This window comes from Sphingobium sp. CECT 9361, from assembly GCF_918741285.1.
Taxonomy (GTDB): Bacteria; Pseudomonadota; Alphaproteobacteria; order Sphingomonadales; family Sphingomonadaceae; genus Sphingobium.
This window is the reverse complement of sequence record NZ_CAKKNC010000001.1, coordinates 737,505-754,251: the sequence shown is the minus strand read 5'-3', so window position 1 is coordinate 754,251 and position 16,747 is coordinate 737,505. Positions and strand designations below refer to the sequence as shown.

The 16,747-nt window shown below is 62.1% G+C and carries 15 protein-coding genes; 1 reads left to right on the top strand and 14 read right to left on the bottom strand.

The genetic code is table 11. The features are described from left to right. The first annotated feature begins 101 nt into the window (after nt 1-101). Nucleotides 102-980 carry a DMT family transporter gene (locus tag LQ220_RS03350; RefSeq protein WP_290369013.1) on the top strand — a complete coding sequence of 293 codons (879 nt, stop codon included), beginning with the start codon at nt 102-104 and terminating at the stop codon, nt 978-980. Nucleotides 981-999: 19 nt separating this feature from the next. On the opposite strand, the gene LQ220_RS03345 is transcribed toward LQ220_RS03350, so the two are convergent. The 14 genes from LQ220_RS03345 to murF all read right to left on the bottom strand — a co-directional run bounded on the left by LQ220_RS03345 (nt 1,000) and on the right by murF (nt 16,744). Continuing rightward, nucleotides 1,000-2,724, bottom strand: a complete 1,725-nt coding sequence (locus LQ220_RS03345) for an SPOR domain-containing protein (RefSeq protein WP_230186847.1) — start codon at nt 2,722-2,724, stop codon at nt 1,000-1,002. Nucleotides 2,725-2,829: 105 nt separating this feature from the next. After that, nucleotides 2,830-4,245 (bottom strand): cell division protein FtsZ, encoded by a 1,416-nt coding sequence (ftsZ, locus tag LQ220_RS03340; protein WP_230186846.1) that lies wholly within the window; start codon nt 4,243-4,245, stop codon nt 2,830-2,832. A gap of 122 nt (nt 4,246-4,367) precedes the next feature. Continuing rightward, entirely contained in the window at nt 4,368-5,630 is a 1,263-nt protein-coding gene (gene ftsA / locus LQ220_RS03335) for a cell division protein FtsA (protein ID WP_230186845.1), read from the bottom strand. A gap of 4 nt (nt 5,631-5,634) precedes the next feature. Next, a complete protein-coding gene (locus tag LQ220_RS03330) occupies nt 5,635-6,588 on the bottom strand; it encodes a cell division protein FtsQ/DivIB (RefSeq protein WP_230186844.1) in 954 nt (317 codons plus the stop codon). Further along, the gene (locus LQ220_RS03325) at nt 6,585-7,529 is read right to left on the bottom strand and encodes a D-alanine--D-alanine ligase (RefSeq protein WP_230186843.1); all 945 of its coding nucleotides are present in this window, start codon (nt 7,527-7,529) and stop codon (nt 6,585-6,587) included. Before LQ220_RS03325 ends, LQ220_RS03330 begins: the two co-directional genes overlap by 4 nt. Next, a complete protein-coding gene (locus LQ220_RS03320; protein WP_230186842.1) occupies nt 7,529-8,023 on the bottom strand; it encodes a DUF4262 domain-containing protein in 495 nt (164 codons plus the stop codon). The genes LQ220_RS03325 and LQ220_RS03320 overlap by 1 nt, the downstream gene beginning before the upstream one ends. After that, nucleotides 8,020-8,922 carry a UDP-N-acetylmuramate dehydrogenase gene (gene murB, locus LQ220_RS03315; protein WP_230186841.1) on the bottom strand — a complete coding sequence of 301 codons (903 nt, stop codon included), beginning with the start codon at nt 8,920-8,922 and terminating at the stop codon, nt 8,020-8,022. The genes LQ220_RS03320 and murB overlap by 4 nt, the downstream gene beginning before the upstream one ends. After that, nucleotides 8,919-9,116: a hypothetical protein gene (locus tag LQ220_RS03310; RefSeq protein WP_230186840.1), complete on the bottom strand. Its 198-nt coding sequence runs from the start codon at nt 9,114-9,116 to the stop codon at nt 8,919-8,921. The genes murB and LQ220_RS03310 overlap by 4 nt, the downstream gene beginning before the upstream one ends. Next, a complete protein-coding gene (murC, locus tag LQ220_RS03305; RefSeq protein ID WP_230186839.1) occupies nt 9,113-10,543 on the bottom strand; it encodes a UDP-N-acetylmuramate--L-alanine ligase in 1,431 nt (476 codons plus the stop codon). The genes LQ220_RS03310 and murC overlap by 4 nt, the downstream gene beginning before the upstream one ends. After that, a complete protein-coding gene (murG, locus tag LQ220_RS03300; protein ID WP_230186838.1) occupies nt 10,540-11,709 on the bottom strand; it encodes an undecaprenyldiphospho-muramoylpentapeptide beta-N-acetylglucosaminyltransferase in 1,170 nt (389 codons plus the stop codon). The genes murC and murG overlap by 4 nt, the downstream gene beginning before the upstream one ends. Further along, a complete protein-coding gene (locus tag LQ220_RS03295; protein ID WP_230186837.1) occupies nt 11,706-12,923 on the bottom strand; it encodes a putative peptidoglycan glycosyltransferase FtsW in 1,218 nt (405 codons plus the stop codon). The genes murG and LQ220_RS03295 overlap by 4 nt, the downstream gene beginning before the upstream one ends. Then, nucleotides 12,916-14,298 (bottom strand): UDP-N-acetylmuramoyl-L-alanine--D-glutamate ligase, encoded by a 1,383-nt coding sequence (gene murD, locus LQ220_RS03290; RefSeq protein ID WP_230186836.1) that lies wholly within the window; start codon nt 14,296-14,298, stop codon nt 12,916-12,918. The genes LQ220_RS03295 and murD overlap by 8 nt, the downstream gene beginning before the upstream one ends. Further along, nucleotides 14,295-15,365 carry a phospho-N-acetylmuramoyl-pentapeptide-transferase gene (gene mraY, locus LQ220_RS03285; RefSeq protein WP_230186835.1) on the bottom strand — a complete coding sequence of 357 codons (1,071 nt, stop codon included), beginning with the start codon at nt 15,363-15,365 and terminating at the stop codon, nt 14,295-14,297. The genes murD and mraY overlap by 4 nt, the downstream gene beginning before the upstream one ends. Then, nucleotides 15,365-16,744: a UDP-N-acetylmuramoyl-tripeptide--D-alanyl-D-alanine ligase gene (murF, locus tag LQ220_RS03280; protein WP_230186834.1), complete on the bottom strand. Its 1,380-nt coding sequence runs from the start codon at nt 16,742-16,744 to the stop codon at nt 15,365-15,367. Before murF ends, mraY begins: the two co-directional genes overlap by 1 nt. Nucleotides 16,745-16,747 lie beyond the last annotated feature (3 nt).

Below are 16,747 nucleotides of genomic sequence, written 5' to 3'. Positions count from 1 at the left end.
GCGCGGTGCAGCAAAGCCGCTAAAGCGGTTTCGTGCCGACCCCTGCCCCTACCACGCATACACCACCCACAGTGGCGACGCCCACGATTCGCGAGGAACGGGTGTTTTTCGCTATTGGGCTCAGGCTGGCGGCCATGCTCACCCTCGCCATGATGTTCGCTCTGGTAAAATTGGTCAACGCGCGCGGCGTGCATTTGGGGGAAGCGCTCTTCTATCGTCAGGCTTTCGCGCTTCCGATCGTATTTGCGTGGATCTGCATGACGCAAGGCGCAAAGTCGGTGCGGACCGGCCGGATCGGTCTGCATCTCAGCCGCACGGCACTCGGCTTGCTGGGCATGATATTCAATTTTGGGTCGTTCATCCTTCTGCCGCTGACGGAAGCCACGACCATCGGCTTTTCCATGCCGATTTTCGCAACGATCCTCTCCGCTATATTGCTGAAAGAGGCCACGGGCATTCACCGTTGGGCTGCAGTGCTCATCGGCTTTCTGGGCGTGTTGGTGATGGTGCGTCCCGACGCCAGTCATTTTCCCCTGCTGGGCGTGGCAGTGGCGCTTGTCGCCGCGATCCTGACGGCCAGCATCAGCCTGCTTTTACGCACTTTGGGACGCACCGAAGGCGCGGCGGTCACCGTTTTCTGGTTCACCGTGCTGTCCATGCCGCCGCTCGGCATCACGATGCTGTTTGTTGGACAATCGCACGATCCGCTGACCTGGGGGCTGCTCGCGCTGATGGGCATAACCGGCGGCATCGCGCAATTATTCATGACGGGCGCGTTACGCTGGGCGCCTGTGTCCGTCGTGCTGCCAATGGACTACAGTTCGATCTTGTGGGCGACGGTGTTTGGTTGGCTGGTCTGGAACGACTGGCCGGTTGTCAGCACCTGGATAGGCGCTGCGCTGATCGTCTCCAGCGGCCTTTATATCGCCTGGCGCGAACATGTCCGGTTGAGGACAAATCGGGAAGTGGTCATCCAGTAAAGCGTTTTTACGTGTCGACTTATTTGCCCGAAACGAGGTTCAATTCTTCGCCCGCATCGCTTTTCCAGGCGAATGCATCCGCGCCGCCCTTTTTCAAACTGGCTTCGAAATCCTTGGCCTTTTCAAAGGATGGGAACGGGCCGACCACCAGCCGATTGGTACGGCCCCAGCTTGCCGTGAAAGCATCCTTGCTGGACAGGCTACCATGCTTTTTGCGTAAGCCCTTCAGCGTAAAGCCAAGTGCGGAAACGCTCTGTCCTGTGCCGATCTGAACCCAGTTGCGCGACGGGTTCTTTGCAAGTTTGGCTTTTTCTGCCGCCAGAACCTTGGCCTTCGCGTCGGCTTCCGCCTTTGCCTTGGCAGCGGCGTCTCGCTTCACTTTGTCCGCCGCAGCCCGCGCGGCTTCACGCTTGCGCGTCTGCATCGCCGCTATTTCCGCAAGGTCGACAGCAGCGACCTGATTCTTGCTTTCGCTCTCCGGTACGTCGAGTTCGCGGATAATATCCGCCAACGTGCGCGTGGCTACGGGGCTAGGGGACGGTGCGGTGGCGGCGTTAACTGACGGCTGAACAGGCGCATCGGCCGACGTTTGTGTTGCAGGAACGGACGACGAGCCAAACGCAGGTTGCCGGACGGGTGCCGGGTCCACAGGTCCCTGGACCATAGGTCGCGCCGGGGTCGGTGTGGGTGTTGGCATAGGGGTTGGTGTGGGCTGCACTGTGCTCGGTTTCGGCGCGGGCGCATCTGCAGGCGCGGCCGGGGTCGGCGACGGCGACGGCGACGGCAAGGCCGTGGTCTTAACGGGTTGGCGGATCTGCGGCTCGGTATTGGACTTTGCCGGGGCGTTTACCACTACCCTCTGCCTAGCCCGCGAAGCGGACGATGGCGTTGCAGTGGAGGGCATGGTCGGCGCAGGCGAGGGCGTAACGATGCGGGGAGCCGCAGCCGTATTGGCCGCCATCCGCACACCGCTATTGGTCGGGAAACTACCAAAATGCACTGCGGCTGCGCGTTGTGCGGGGGTCAGTGCGGCCATGCGCTCCATATAGGGCTGGATCGCGTCTGCCAGCGGCTTGGGCATGACCTTTTGCGTGATATCGCGCGCCTGCTGCTCACGCCCGTTCATCGCCAGGACAAAGGCCCGATTACGCCATGCCGCACGGTCATTCTTATACAGGAGCGGCTCGATCATCTTCTCCGACGCATCGACCTGACCGGAGATGCCCAGCGACACTGCATAGCGACGGATCAATTCCGGGTCGTTGGGCCTGGCTTGCAATGCTGCCTGATAGTCGCGCTGCGCGCCTGCCTGATCGCCGCTCAGATCCTTTGCAAGACCGCGGTCTGAGAGAAAGCTGTTGTTCGGATATCGTAGCCGCTCGGCCTGATCGAATAGCCGCAGGGCTTCGGTCGGATTCTGTAATTGGAGCATGGCACGGCCGAGACCGGCCTTTACGCGACCATTGCCGCTCGAAATCTCATCGGCGCGGGCGAAAAATCCAGTTGCCGCGCGCGGATCGTCCAGATCGAGCGCAGCCTCTCCCGCCCCGATCAGAGCACTGACATCGCGCGGGTTTTCGCCCAAACGTGCCAGATGGCTGTTCAGATTGGCAGCGGCATCGGGTGGACGAACATCGAGTTGCGAAAAGCCGGGGCTGCTTTGGGCGAGCAAGGGCGAGGCCACAATAGCCGACAGGGCTACCGTTGAACCAAACAATAAGCGGAAGGAAGAACGCAGGGTCACGACACTGGTCCTAGCCTGATGGTCAGTGAACAGGAAATGTATTGCACCAGGCTTTGCGACGGAACGCCTGCCTGCACGGATCATCCGTGCAGGCAGGCTATCGGCTTACTGGTTGTTCTGACGGTTGAGGAAACGGGGGATGTCGATGCCTCCCGGTTTGCCTTCCCCATCGGCATCGGCAGCCTTATCCGTACCGCGCGAAAGACCCGACATACGCTCAAACAACGTACCGCCACCGGTGGCTACCCGGGGAGCCGCACGAACCGGCTCAGGTTCCGGTGCTGCCGTTTCGGCGCTGAGGATCAGTTCTTCCTCTTCGGTCAAATCGGAAATAACCACCGGCGCCTTAGGCGCCGCGAAAGGCGCAGCAAGCGGAGCGGGTTCGACAGGCACTTCGACGTTTGAAAGCTCGAGCGGTTCTTCCTGCGGTTCCTCGACGGCCGTAACTTCGACCGGCGCGGGGGGCGCTAGTGGAGCGGCGGCAGCCGGGGTCGATACCGCAGGGCGATTGGCAAAGCTGAAAGGCTGCGACGCGGGCGCAGCGGCGTTCGATGCTTCATGATCTATACCGGTCGCCACGACGGAGACGCGGATACGGCCATTCAAGCTGTCGTTGAATGCCGAGCCCCAGATGATGTTCGCATCGGGATCGACCAGTTCGCGAATGTGGTTGGCAGCTTCGTCGACTTCCATCAGGCGCATGTCTTCGCCACCGACGATCGACACGATGACGCCCTTTGCGCCCTTCATGCTGACGCCATCCAGCAGCGGGTTGGCAATTGCCTTTTCAGCGGCCTGCAGCGCGCGGCCATCGCCTTCGGCTTCGCCGGTGCCCATCATCGCCTTGCCCATTTCGCCCATGACGGAACGAACGTCAGCAAAGTCGAGGTTGATGAGGCCAGGCATGACCATCAGGTCGGTGATGCCACGCACACCCTGCTGCAGTACTTCGTCGGCCATCTGGAACGCTTCCTTGAAGGTCGTGTTCGGATTGGCGACGAGGAAGAGGTTCTGGTTGGGAATGACGATCAGCGTGTCGACATGCTTCTGCAACTCTTCGATGCCTGCTTCGGCAGAGCGTGCACGGCGCGCGCCTTCGAAAGTGAAGGGCTTCGTCACGACACCGACGGTCAGGATACCGCGATCCCGCGCAGCCTTGGCAATTACGGGTGCTGCACCAGTGCCAGTGCCGCCGCCCATGCCGGCTGCGATGAAGCACATATGCGCGCCGTTCAGCGCTTCTTCGACCGCAGCGATGGTTTCTTCGGCAGCCGCGCGACCGATTTCAGGGCGCGATCCTGCACCGAGACCTTCGGTGATCCGGGGACCAAGCTGAATGCGGCGCTCGGCTGGCGAAGCATTGAGTGCTTGCGCATCGGTATTGGCGACGATGAAATCCACGCCTTCGACCGACGCAGCGATCATGTTCGCAATGGCATTGCCGCCTGCCCCGCCCACGCCAATGACGGCGATGCGTGGCTTCAGCTCATCCACCTGCGGCGGGCCGATTTCAATGCTCATATTCTTAAGGCTCCCTCAGTCTCGCCCGACAAAGCAAAACGTAATATTTTCTTCATGCACCAGTTGAAAAGGCAATTCATCACCTTTTTTACTATTGGTGAGTCACAAACGATTATTCATCTTTAGTAATTGGCTTTCAGTGCACCCATCATGCGTTGCCACCACCCCGTTGCACCCATGCGATGCACGGTTTGGGGCGCAGCCGTCATGCTCCGCAAGTCTACCGGATTGGACGCACCGTAAAGCGCCAATCCGGCAAGCGTGGCAAAAGCGGGACCGCTGTGCGCTTCGGGAAGTGCCGCGAGACCGCGCGGGCGACCGATACGCACCGCACGGCCCAAGGCGCTTTGCGCATAGTCGGCAATGCCCTTCATCTCTGCGCCGCCGCCCGTCAGCACGACCTGACGCCCGACCGGAGAATTGAAACCCATGCCTTTGAGAGAGGCATTTACCTCTGCCATCAACTGATTGAGGCGTTCGCAGATGACACCGACCAGCGCGGCGCGTGTGATCTTGCCGCCGTCTCCCGCCGCAACGTCACCGGAAATCGGTGCGATCTCGATCATTTCGCGGAAGTCGCGGCGCGACTGCATGGCTGAGCCGTAGAAGCATTTCATCCGCTCCGCCTGACTGCGGCGGATACCGAAAGCCGACGCGATATCGTCGGTGATGTCTGCTGCGCCGATGGGAATGGAATGCAAGCCGACGAGCATCCCGCCGACATAGAGCGAGACGTTGGTGACGCCTGCACCCAGCTCCACCAGCGCCACGCCGAGGTCGCGTTCTTCTTCCGACAGACAGGCAAGCCCAGTGGCGATGGGCGACGCGACGATCGCGTTCACATCCAGATACGCGCCACGCACGCACATTTCCATGTTGGCCAGTGGCGCGCCATCGGCCAGCACGACATGGATGTCGACGCCGAGTTTGTCGGCGTGCATCCCGAGCGGGCGCTTGACGCCTTCGGTGCCGTTCAGCGTGAAGCAGGTCGGCTGCGCGTGCAGCACGATGCGGCCGTCGGGGTCGATGCTTTGGCGGCCGGTGGTCAGGAGGTCGTCGATGTCGGACTGCTCGACGCGATAGCCGCCAAGGCCGCGCTCGACCGTAACCACATCGCTGACCAGGCTGCCGCCGGAGAAAGAGACCCACACGTCTTCGATATTGAGGCCTGCGACACGCTCGGCCTGTTCGACCGTTTCGCGGACCGCCATTTCGGTGCGTTCCATGTCGGCAATGTAGCCGCGACGCACGCCCCGGCTTTCGCGCTGACCCGTACCCAGGATCGCCAGTTCGCCCGTATCGGTTCTGCCCGCGATCAGCGCGGAGACTTTCCACGACCCGATATCGACGGCGGTTATGAGCTTTTCGACTTTCGGCGGTGCCATGATCTCAGACTTCCCCCTCACCGCTGGTTGCGGCGACCTTCACGTCTTTCGGCGTTTCGCCCTTAGCGTCATCGCCCTTTGCGGCGCGATCCTTGGGCATACGCAGCACGAACTTATCGGGATCGCGCATGTCGAAGCGGATAATGCCACGGCCCAGCAGGCGGTTTACCCCATCCATCCGCGCGAAATTCACAAGCGCCGATGCCGCCTGAGGCTCGCCTTCGGGGAGAGAAAGCGTCTCGCCCGATTGGAACCGCAAATCCCAGCGACGATCGCCGATCCATGTCGCGCCAGCCAGCATCGGCTTGAGCGCGGGGGCGGCATCGAGCAACTGGTTCAGCCGCGCGGTTTGACGATTGGCGTTGGGTCCGACGACCAGCGGCAGATCGGGCATGTTGGACAGCGAGACCGTTTGCAGCACGGCACCCGACACGTCGATCAGCCGCAACTGACCTGCATTCTGCCATACAGCCACCGGCTGACGCTCGACGATATCGACCACCAGCGTATCGGGTAGGCGACGGGATACGCGCGCGTCCTTCACCCAGCCCAATGTCATCAGGTCGCTGCGCAGCTTGGGTAGATCGACATTGACCATCGAGCGATCCACCTGTCCCAAAGCGATGTTATAGACCGCAAGTTCGTCCATCCGCTCGACGCCATGCACTTCGACCTTGGCGACTTCGAAGCCTGCTTTGGCGGTGGCACTGGCAAATTCCATCTTTGCCATGGCGGGAAGGCCGAGGAACATTGCGGTGCCGACAGCCGCGCTGCCCACTAAGCCGATGATCGCAAAAGTCGCGAGCCGCTGAACCGTCGCATCGCTGATGGGCAATGCGGCAATAAGTCGATCCATGCGCGACTGTTTTTTGAGGGCGCGGCGGCCACGGGTGCCGGTGGCGTTGCGTGGCGGGGGGCGGCTGGTTCCGCCGCGCCTGATGCGTGCATCACTGCTCATGTTTTTGCCCCCCCGGCAGCCAAAGCATCCTCGACGATCCGCTCGACCAGCTCCGCATATGCGATGCCCAGCTTGGCAGCCTGTTCCGGCACGAGGCTGAGTGGCGTCATGCCCGGTTGCGTATTCACTTCGAGGAGGAAGAGGCCGTCGATGCCATGCGTATCGTCCCAACGGAAATCGGAGCGCGATGCACCGCGACAGCCCAAAAGCCGATGCGCGCGCAGGGCAATTGCCTTGCACTGCTCAGCGACATCGTCGGGGATGTCAGCGGGGCAGATATGGTCGGTCATGCCATCGGTATATTTGGCGTCGAAGTCATAGAAGCCGCTTTTGGGCTTCAATTCGGTCACCAGCAGCGCTTCATCGCCCAGCACGGCGGTCGTGAGTTCGCGGCCCCGGATATAGGGTTCGGCAAGCAGTTCGGTGAAATGCTGCCACGGCCCTTCGACATCGCGACCGATGGGATCGCCGAAATTGCTTTCGTCAGTGACGATGGCGACGCCCACAGAGGAGCCTTCGTTAACGGGCTTTACGACATAGGGCCGCGGGATCGGGTCACGTTCGAACAGGGTCGCGCTTTCCACGACTTGGCCGCCGGGCATGGGGATGCCGTGGGGGACCAGCGCCTGCTTGGTCAGTTGCTTGTCGATGGCGATCACCGACGTGGCGAGGCCGGAATGGGTGTAGGTGAGGCCCATAAGGTCCATCATGCCCTGCACTGTGCCGTCTTCACCTGGTACGCCATGCAGCGCGTTGAACACCACATCGGGCTTTGCTTCATGCAGGCGCACGGCGACGTCGCGGTCCATGTCGATCCGGGTAACCCGATGACCGCGAGACTCAAGCGCCTTGGCGATCCCCTCACCGGAGGAGAGCGAGACGGAACGCTCGGCGGACCAGCCGCCCATCAGGACTGCTACATGCCAGGGGCCACGGGTCATCAACTAAGTCGCTCTTCATATAAGGCGGGCTGCAAAGCTATTACGCCGGCATCGCAGCCGTCATCCCAAGGGAACAGGCCATCGACGGCCCCTGGCCACACTATCTGGACAACATCAGTCAAGCGCTGGCCGGTTCTCACCTTGTGGTACCACAGCGCGGAATTCACAAACTCTTCAGCTATCTGGCTGGGATGAACGATCCGAGCGATGCACTTGTGACCTTCCAGTAGGCCTTCGATGACGGCACCATCGGTTAGAACGAGACCTTCCCTACATTCACGAAGTGTCTGATTGACCATAAATTTCATCATTTCGATAGGTAAGCCGAATGTGATCACTTCTGGCTGATCCACCGTCTCTTTAAAGCCAATAGAGTAGGCAAAGTTCGGCTGTTCGCCGTCCGGATCGAATACCGCGTTTACCTGACAACCATGCTCGCGCACATTCTCGATGATGCCGCGCTCGAAATCATCGCGGGGCACAATGTTTGTCACTTCGCCAACCCCACCCGCTGAATTTCCCACTCAAGCTCCACGCCGCTGTCTGCTTTCACCTTGTCCCGCACGTCTTCGCCCAATGCCTCAATATCCGCGCTGGTTGCTCCGCCGAGGTTGAGCAGGAAGTTGCAATGTTTTTCCGACACTTGCGCATCACCCCGGCGCAGGCCGCGACAGCCTGCCTTGTCGATCAGCGCCCAGGCCTTGTGACCGTCGGGGTTCTTGAAGGTCGAACCGCCGGTGCGGCTGCGCAACGGCTGGCTGGCTTCGCGTTCGGCGGCGATGCGATCCATCTCTGCGCCGATGACGGCGGGATCGCCGGGCGTGCCTTCGAACAAGGCTTCGATGACGACCGCGCCGACGGGGAGGTCGCTATGCCGATAGGTGTAGCCCAGCTTTGCAGCGGGCCATGTCTCGACGCTGCCGTCGCGCAGGACGAGCGTGACTTCGATCAGAATGTCGCTGGTGTCGCGCCCATAGGCGCCCGCGTTCATGCGGACGGCGCCGCCCACCGTGCCGGGGATGCCGCGCAGAAATTCGAGGCCAGCAATGCCCGCATCGCGCGCGGCGCTTGCCACGGAGATGCCCATGGCTGCGCCACCGGCACGCACGCGATCGCCGGGTTCGACAACGACTTTCTGCATGGATTTGGGCAGGCGCACCACTACACCCGGAACGCCGCCGTCTCGGACGATCAGGTTGGAGCCAACACCCACCGGAAGCACCGGCATCGCGGGATCGAGCGCAGCAAGGAAGCGCGACAAGTCCGCCACATCGCGCGGGCGCACCAGATATTCGGCCGGACCGCCGGTGCGGAACCAGATGAAATCGGCAAGGCTGCCGCCCGGTTCTATCGTGCCGTCGAGAGGGGGAAGCGGAGCGAGCGCGGTCGTCATTTCCGCCCTGTCCACAGCGCGATCCAGCGTTCCCACGCGGCGATGTTCGCTTTGCCGGTGTCGTTCAGTGCCTGCTGCATGGCAATCGGCGCATCCGCTCCCGTCAACGTGTTACGGGCAGCTTCCAGGCTCTTTTCATGCGCTTCAATGACGCGCTTTTGCATGTCGATGCACAGGTCGACAAACTCGATCATCCCGCCGTCTCCGGCAGGCTGGCGGCGATGCCCGTCGCGAGACCGGCGGCCCATTTGGTGATGTCACCCGCACCGAGGCAGATGACCATGTCGTTGGGCTGAAGATCGGCAGCGAGGGCAGCGGTCAGCGCTTCGGGACCGTCGATCACGCTGGCGGCGCGATGGCCGCGCCGCTTGAGACCCGCGACAAGTGCGGCGCTGTCAGTGCCTTCTATCGGTTGTTCGCCAGCAGGATAGACAGGCGCGGCGTAGACAACATCGGCATCGTTGAATGCCTGCTGAAAGTCATCCATCAGATCGCGCAAGCGCGTGAAGCGGTGCGGCTGAACCACGGCAATAACCCGACCCCTCGCGCCTTCGCGCGCTGCAGCGAGAACTGCGCGGATTTCGACCGGGTGATGGCCGTAATCGTCGATGATCGTTGCGCTGCCGCCGGGGAGCGCGACTTCGCCGACCTTGGTAAACCGACGTTTGACGCCACCGAACTTGGCAAAGCCGGTTTGGATGGTCGCGTCGTCGATGCCCATTTGCAGGGCGACGCCGATGGCCGCCATAGCGTTGAGGACATTGTGGCGACCGGGCATCGGCATTTCGATGCCTTCGATCTTGCGCGTGGCGCCGTCCCGCTCGCGCACCTGCACGTCGAAGCGGTTGCCGCCGGGGAAGGAGACGACATTATCGCCGCGAATATCGGCCTGCGCACTGAAGCCGTAGGTCACCACGCGACGATCCTGCACGCGCGGCAAGATGGCCTGCACTTCGGGATGATCGAGGCAGACGATGGCCGCGCCGTAGAAGGGCACATTCTCGATGAAGTCGACGAAGGCATCCTTCACGGCGTCGAAGCTGCCGTAATGATCGAGATGTTCGGGATCGATGTTCGTCACCACGGCAATCGTGCCGTCCAGGCGGAGGAAGCTGCCGTCGCTCTCATCGGCTTCAACCACCATCCAGTCGGACGCGCCGAGACGCGCGTTGGAGCCGTAGCTGTTGATAATGCCGCCATTGATGACGGTCGGATCGACGCCGCCTGCATCGAGGAGCGCGGCGACCATCGAGGTGGTCGTGGTCTTGCCGTGGGTTCCGGCCACAGCGACGGTGGACTTGAGCCGCATCAGTTCGGCCAGCATTTCGGCGCGGCGTACCACGGGAATGCGATTTTCGAGCGCCAGTTCGACTTCGGGATTGCCGCGCTTGATCGCCGTGGAGGTTACCACCACCGCAGCGTCGCCCAGATTTTCCGCCTTATGCCCGATGGCGACGGCGATGCCCTTCTTGCGCAATCCTTCGATCACATAGCCTTCGGCAACGTCGCTGCCCTGCACCTTGTAACCCAGATTGTGCATGACTTCGGCGATGCCCGACATGCCGATGCCGCCGATGCCGATGAAATGGATCGTGCCGATATCCGTGGCGACACCCTTCATGCCGGGATACCCTGCAAAGTGAGGCTGGAGGGTGCGGGGGGTGTGGTCCGCAGGGGGTCGTTCATGATCGGGGCTTTTCCAATGCTTTCCAGTAAATCGGCCATGTCGCGCGCCGCATAGGGACGCCCGCAGGCACGGGCGCGCTTGGCCGCATTGGCGAGCGCGCCAGGTTCCATCGCCATCTTCTGCATCTGCTTGGCGAGTTCGACGGGGGTGAATTGCGATTGTGGAATGGACCGCGCGCCGCCCGCGTCGACCATCTCACGGACGTTGGCGGTCTGATGATCGTCCATCGCCGTGGGCAGTGGGATCAGGATCGCGGGGCGACCGGCGGTGGTCAGTTCGGCGATAGTCGATGCGCCCGCGCGCGCGATGACCAGATGCGCCCAGCTCAGCTTTTCCGCCATATCCTCGATATAAGTCGACAGGTCGGCCGGGATTTCCATTTCAGCGTAAGTCTGGCGAACCTTTTCGATGTCTTCGGCGCGGCATTGCTGCGTGACTTGCAGACGGCGGCGCAGGCCGACCGGGAGCAAAGCGAGGCCATTGGGAACGACGCTGGATAACACCGTCGCGCCCTGGCTGCCGCCGGTAACGAGAAGGCGGAATACGCTTTCATCCGTCAGCGCGGGAAATTCCTCCTCGCGCAATGCCATGACTTCGGCGCGAACGGGGTTGCCGATCAGATGGACCTTGTTTGCATGTTTGTCGGCCAGCCGTTCGACAATGGGATAAGCGGTGGCGATGGCGTCTACCTTGCGCGCCATCAGGCGGTTGACGCGGCCCAGCACGGCGTTTTGCTCGTGCAGCGCGGTGGCAATGCCCATTTTCTGCGCCGCGAGTACCGCGGGCAGCGCGGGATAGCCGCCAAAGCCGACGACCGCCGTAGGTTGAAAGGTTTCGTAGAGGCGCATCGCCATCGCGCGGCCTGCGAGGATTGCCTTGCCGCCGCGCAGCCAGCCGATCGGCCCGCCCTGCATACGGCCTGCGGGCAGGACGTGGACCTGCATATCCTCGAATATGCCGGGAATCTTCGCGCCGCGATCGTCAGTGACCAGCGCGACATGGTGGCCACGCGCGGTCAGTTCCTTTGCCACCGCATAAGCGGGGATCATATGCCCCCCGGTCCCGCCGGCTGCGAGGACGAAGTGACGGGAAATGCTCATCGACCGCTCCATTTCACGACATAGGGGCTGCGGTCCATGAAGGGATTGCGGCGCGTGAACGCCAGCAACAGGCCGACCCCGATGCAAAGTGCGATCATAGAGGAGCCGCCGTAGCTGATAAAGGGCAGCGTCATACCCTTCGACGGAAATATATGCGCGTTCACGCCCATGTTGATAATCGCCTGCAACCCGAACTCAGTCGTGAGGCCAGCGGCGGCCAGAATGATGAAGCTGTCCTCCTCGTCCAGCAGACGCAGGAGAACGCGCACGACGATGGCCAGATAGACGATGGCGATGCCGATGCACGCGAGCAGGCCGAATTCTTCGCCAATGACGGAGAAGATGTAATCGGTGTGCGCTTCAGGCAGGTTGAACTTCGCCTGCCCGCCGCCCGGACCCACACCCGTAAAGCCGCCATTGGTGATCGTCTTATGCGCAAGATCGACTTGATCCGGGCCGGTGTCGGTTGCGACGTTGAAGCCCAGAAAGTCGTTGATGCGATTGCGGCCGTTTTCGTAGAAAATATAGGTGAGAACGAACAGGCCCATGGCCCCGGCCACCAGCCCACCAATAGCGCGCATCGATACGCCCGACAGCAACAGAAGCGCACCCCAGACGGCGCAGAAGATAACCGTTTGCCCAAGATCCGGCTGACGCATCAGGAGCAACGCGACGATGGCCGTCAGCAATCCGCTCAACGGGATGACCGGCAGATTGGCGTCCTTGCCACGCAGGGACAGCAGCCACGCCAGCGTGACGACGAACGCAGGTTTCAGAAATTCCGATGGCTGAAAACGCATGCCGGGTAAGTCGATCCAGCGCTTGGCGCCGTTGATCGTATTGCCAAGGATGGGAACGAGCAACAGCATGAGCAGGAAGAAGGCCGTCATGCCCAGCGCAAGCCGCCGCGCCTGCGTTCGGGGGAGCATAGATATAACCAGCATGACCGGTAAGCCGATGCCCACCCACATGAGCTGACGATAGAAATAGATCAGCGGGTTGACGGCAATCTCACTGGTCGAACGATCAATGGCTGCGACAGGCGACGCCGCCGCCACGGCAACAAGCCCTATGGCGATGAGCACCGCGATCAGCGATAGCAGTACCCTGTCGATTTCCCAGAACCATATGGCCAGTGCAGTGCGCTCACGCGGTACCGTCTTGCCGCGGAAGCCTTTGACAAGACGACCCGGTTTGAAGCTGCCGCTAGCCATCGGTGCAGGCTCCTATCGCATGCACCGCTGCCACAAAGGCATCGCCGCGCGCTTCGAAATCGCGGAACTGATCGAACGAGGCGCAGGCGGGGGACAGCAGTACCACGTCGCCGGGTTGCGCGACGCGGGCAGTGCGGCGCACGGCGGTCAGCAGCATCTCGCTGTCGTCGACGTCCATATGAGGGCGGAGGATATCGGCAAACATGTGGCCGGATTCGCCGATGGTGTAGGCGTGGGCGACGTTGCCATAAAAGGGGACGCACTCGTCGAGATTGTCGGTCTTCGCGATGCCGCCGAGTATCCAGTGGATGCGGGGTTTGCCGTTGATGGGGGGATAGGCCGCGAGTGCCGGTGCAGTGGAGGCGGCGTTGGTGGCCTTGCTGTCGTTGACGTAGAGGACGCCGTTGACTTCGGCGACACGTTGCATGCGGTGGGGCAAGCTGGAGAAGGTTTTCAGCGACGACTGGATGACGGTCTCATCTATGCCAAGGGCGCGCGCTACGGCGATAGCAACCACCGCGTTTTGCGCATTGTGTGGGCCTTGCAAGGAGGGCCACATGGATTGCGCAGCGGTGTCCACGTCGTTGGCGCTTACCCGCTGTACGCCGTTCTCCTGCGAAGGCTGGAGTCCAGGCTGAGTGGCACCGAGCTTCCCTAGGCTCCTGCTTTCGCAGGAGCACAAGTTATCGGCGATGCGGCGTGTCGTATCATCATCGACTGCTATTACTGCAGGATGGCCGACTGTCTGCATCGCGAACAGACGCTCTTTCGAGGCGACATAGCCTTCAAACCCATCATAGCGGTCGAGATGGTCTGGGGTGATGTTGAGCAACACCGCCACGTCGCAATCGAGGCTGTAGGTCAGATCGATCTGATAGCTCGATAGTTCGAGGACGTAGATGCCGCCTTCGGGCAAGGGTTCTTCGCCAAGGACCGGCAGGCCGATATTGCCGCCCATCGACGTGGCAATGCCCGCACTTTCGATGATGTGGTGGATGAGCGCGGTTGTAGTCGACTTGCCGTTGGTGCCGGTGATGGCGACCACGCGATGTGGGGGCAAGGTCGGCCGAGCGAGCGCGAATAGTTCGATATCGCCGATGACCGGGACGCCTGCTTCCCGTGCCTTTTCCGCAATCGGGTGACGGTTGAGCGGGACGCCCGGCGATACGACGATGCCGTCGAAACCGGTGAGGTCGATGGTCAGCGGATCGGCGATTTCTGCCTTGTCCGCAACGAGCGCCTGCGCTTCCTCGCGGGTGTCCCACGCCACGACGCGCGCGCCGCTGGCGACCAGCGTGGCGACGGTCGCGAGGCCGCTGCGCGCCAATCCGAGTACGGCGTAGGTCTTCCCCGCAAAGGCGCTGCTGACGATCACCGCAGCTTCAACGTCGCAAGACCGGCGAGGGCGAGAACGAAAGCGATGATCCAGAAGCGGATGACGACAGTGGCTTCGGCCCAGCCGAGCTGTTCGAAATGATGGTGGATCGGCGCCATTTTGAACACGCGTCGACCGGTGCGTTTGTAGAAGAACACCTGAATGATCACCGACATTGCTTCGACGACGAACAGACCGCCGATGATGCCGAGCACGATTTCATGATGCGCGCTGACGGCGATAACACCGATGGTTCCGCCCAAGGCGAGGCTGCCGGTGTCGCCCATGAACACCGCGGCCGGCGGCGCATTGAACCAGAGGAAGGCCAGCCCTGCCCCCACGATCGCGCCGCACAGGATCGTCAGATCGCCAGCACCCGGCACATGCGGGATACCCAGATACTCAGCGAAATCGGCGCGGCCGACCAGATAGACGATCAGCATGAAGGCGAGGCTCGCGATGATGACCGGCATGGTGGCGAGGCCGTCTAGTCCGTCCGTCAGGTTCACGGCATTGCCGAATGCCACGATAACGAAGGCCGCGAACACATAGTAGAACGGCCCAAGGTTGAGCGCGGGGCCATTCCAGAACGGGACGTAGAGCGCGGTGCCGTTATGGCCGACGATCAGCCATGCCGCGAAACCGGCTATCGCAAATTCGCACAGGAGACGGAACTTGCCGGACAGCCCCTTATGGCTGGCCTTCGTCACCTTGTCGTAGTCGTCCATGAAGCCGATGGCTCCAAAGCCCAGCGTCACGAAGATGCAGGCCCAGACGTACACCGACGAAAGGTTCATCCACAGCAGGACCGAAACGATCATGGCGGTGAGGATCATCAGGCCGCCCATGGTTGGCGTTCCGCGCTTGGCGAGGTGGCTTTGGGGGCCGTCTTCGCGGATCGGCTGCCCCTTCCCCTGACGGACGCGGAGCCACCCGATGAACCGCGGGCCGATGATTAAGCCGATGACCAAAGCGGTCGCAATCGCCGCGCCGGTCCGGAAGCTCAAATAGCGGATGAGGTTGAAAACCCCCTGAAAGTCTAGCGTCTGCGCCAGCCAGTACAACATTATGCTTTATCCCCATCGGCCAACGCCGCGACCACGCGCGATAAGCCGACACTGTTCGATCCTTTGACCAATATCGCGTCACCAGCCTGCACCCGTGACAGGATGAGGCTTTTGGCGGCATTGGCGTCGGGCACATGCGCGAAAGCGACCTGTCCTTCAAGCCGCTGCGCGAGCGGGGCCATGTCTTCGCCGACAAGGATCGCATAATCGACACGGCTGGTCGTGATCGGATCGGCGAGACCGGCGTGGAGTTCCGCGCTGCGGTCGCCCAGTTCCTTCATCGCGCCCAGGACTACGACCCGGCGCGCCGCCTTTTCGCGCCCGAGCTGGCGTAGGGTCGCGGCCATGGAAAGCGGATTGGCGTTGTAGCTTTCGTCGATCAGCAGCGCCTCCCGGCCATCGACATGCAGTGTGGTGCGTGCGCCGCGACCGGCAAGGCCTGGCAACTCCGCAAGCGCGAGACCGGCGGCAGCGATGTCACCCCCCAGCGCTTCGACTGCGCCGAGGACGGCCAGCGCATTGGTCACCCAATGATCGCCCGGTGCGCCGATGGTGAAGCACAACTCCGCCTTGGGGAATTTTGCCGTGACGAGCGTGCCGCCCTGTTCGGCTGGTACGGCCTCAACGGCCCGAATATCCGCGCCTTTGCCGATGCCGAAAGTCAGTATGTGAGCCGCGAAGCGTTCGGCGTGCGCGCGCAGCCCGTCGATATGCGGGCTGTCGAAGGGGATGATGGCAGTGCCGCCGGGTTCGAGACCTTCGAATATCTCCGCCTTCGCATCGGCGATGGCGGCTTCCGAGGCGAAAAATTCAATGTGGGCGGGAGCGATGGCAGTGACGATAGCAACGTTGGGCCGCACCAGCCGCGTGAGCGCTGACAGCTCGCCGGCATGGTTCATGCCCATTTCGAACACGCCATAGGCGCTGTCGGCAGGCATGCGCGACAGGCTGAGCGGGACGCCGACATGGTTGTTGTAGCTTTTGACCGAGCGATGCACCTTGCCGGGGTTGGCGCGGTCGAGCGCCTGGAAGAGCGCTTCCTTCGTTCCTGTCTTGCCGACCGATCCGGTAACACCGATGATTCCCGCCGACGTGCGAGCGCGAGCGGCGCGGCCCATCGCCTGCAATGCGGCAAAGCTGTCATTGACCAGCACATGCGGCACGGCAACGGGGGTACTGACGAGAACGCCCGACGCGCCGGACGCGATGGCGGTATCGACATAGTTATGGCCGTCGGTCGCTTCGCCTTTGAGCGCGACGAACAGATCGCCCGGTCCGACTTCGCGGCTATCGAAAGCAACGCCCGAAACGGCAAAAGCGGCGGACGCCGTTCCGCCCACCGCCGCTGCGATTTCGTCTGAGGTCCAGAGCGCACTCATCGC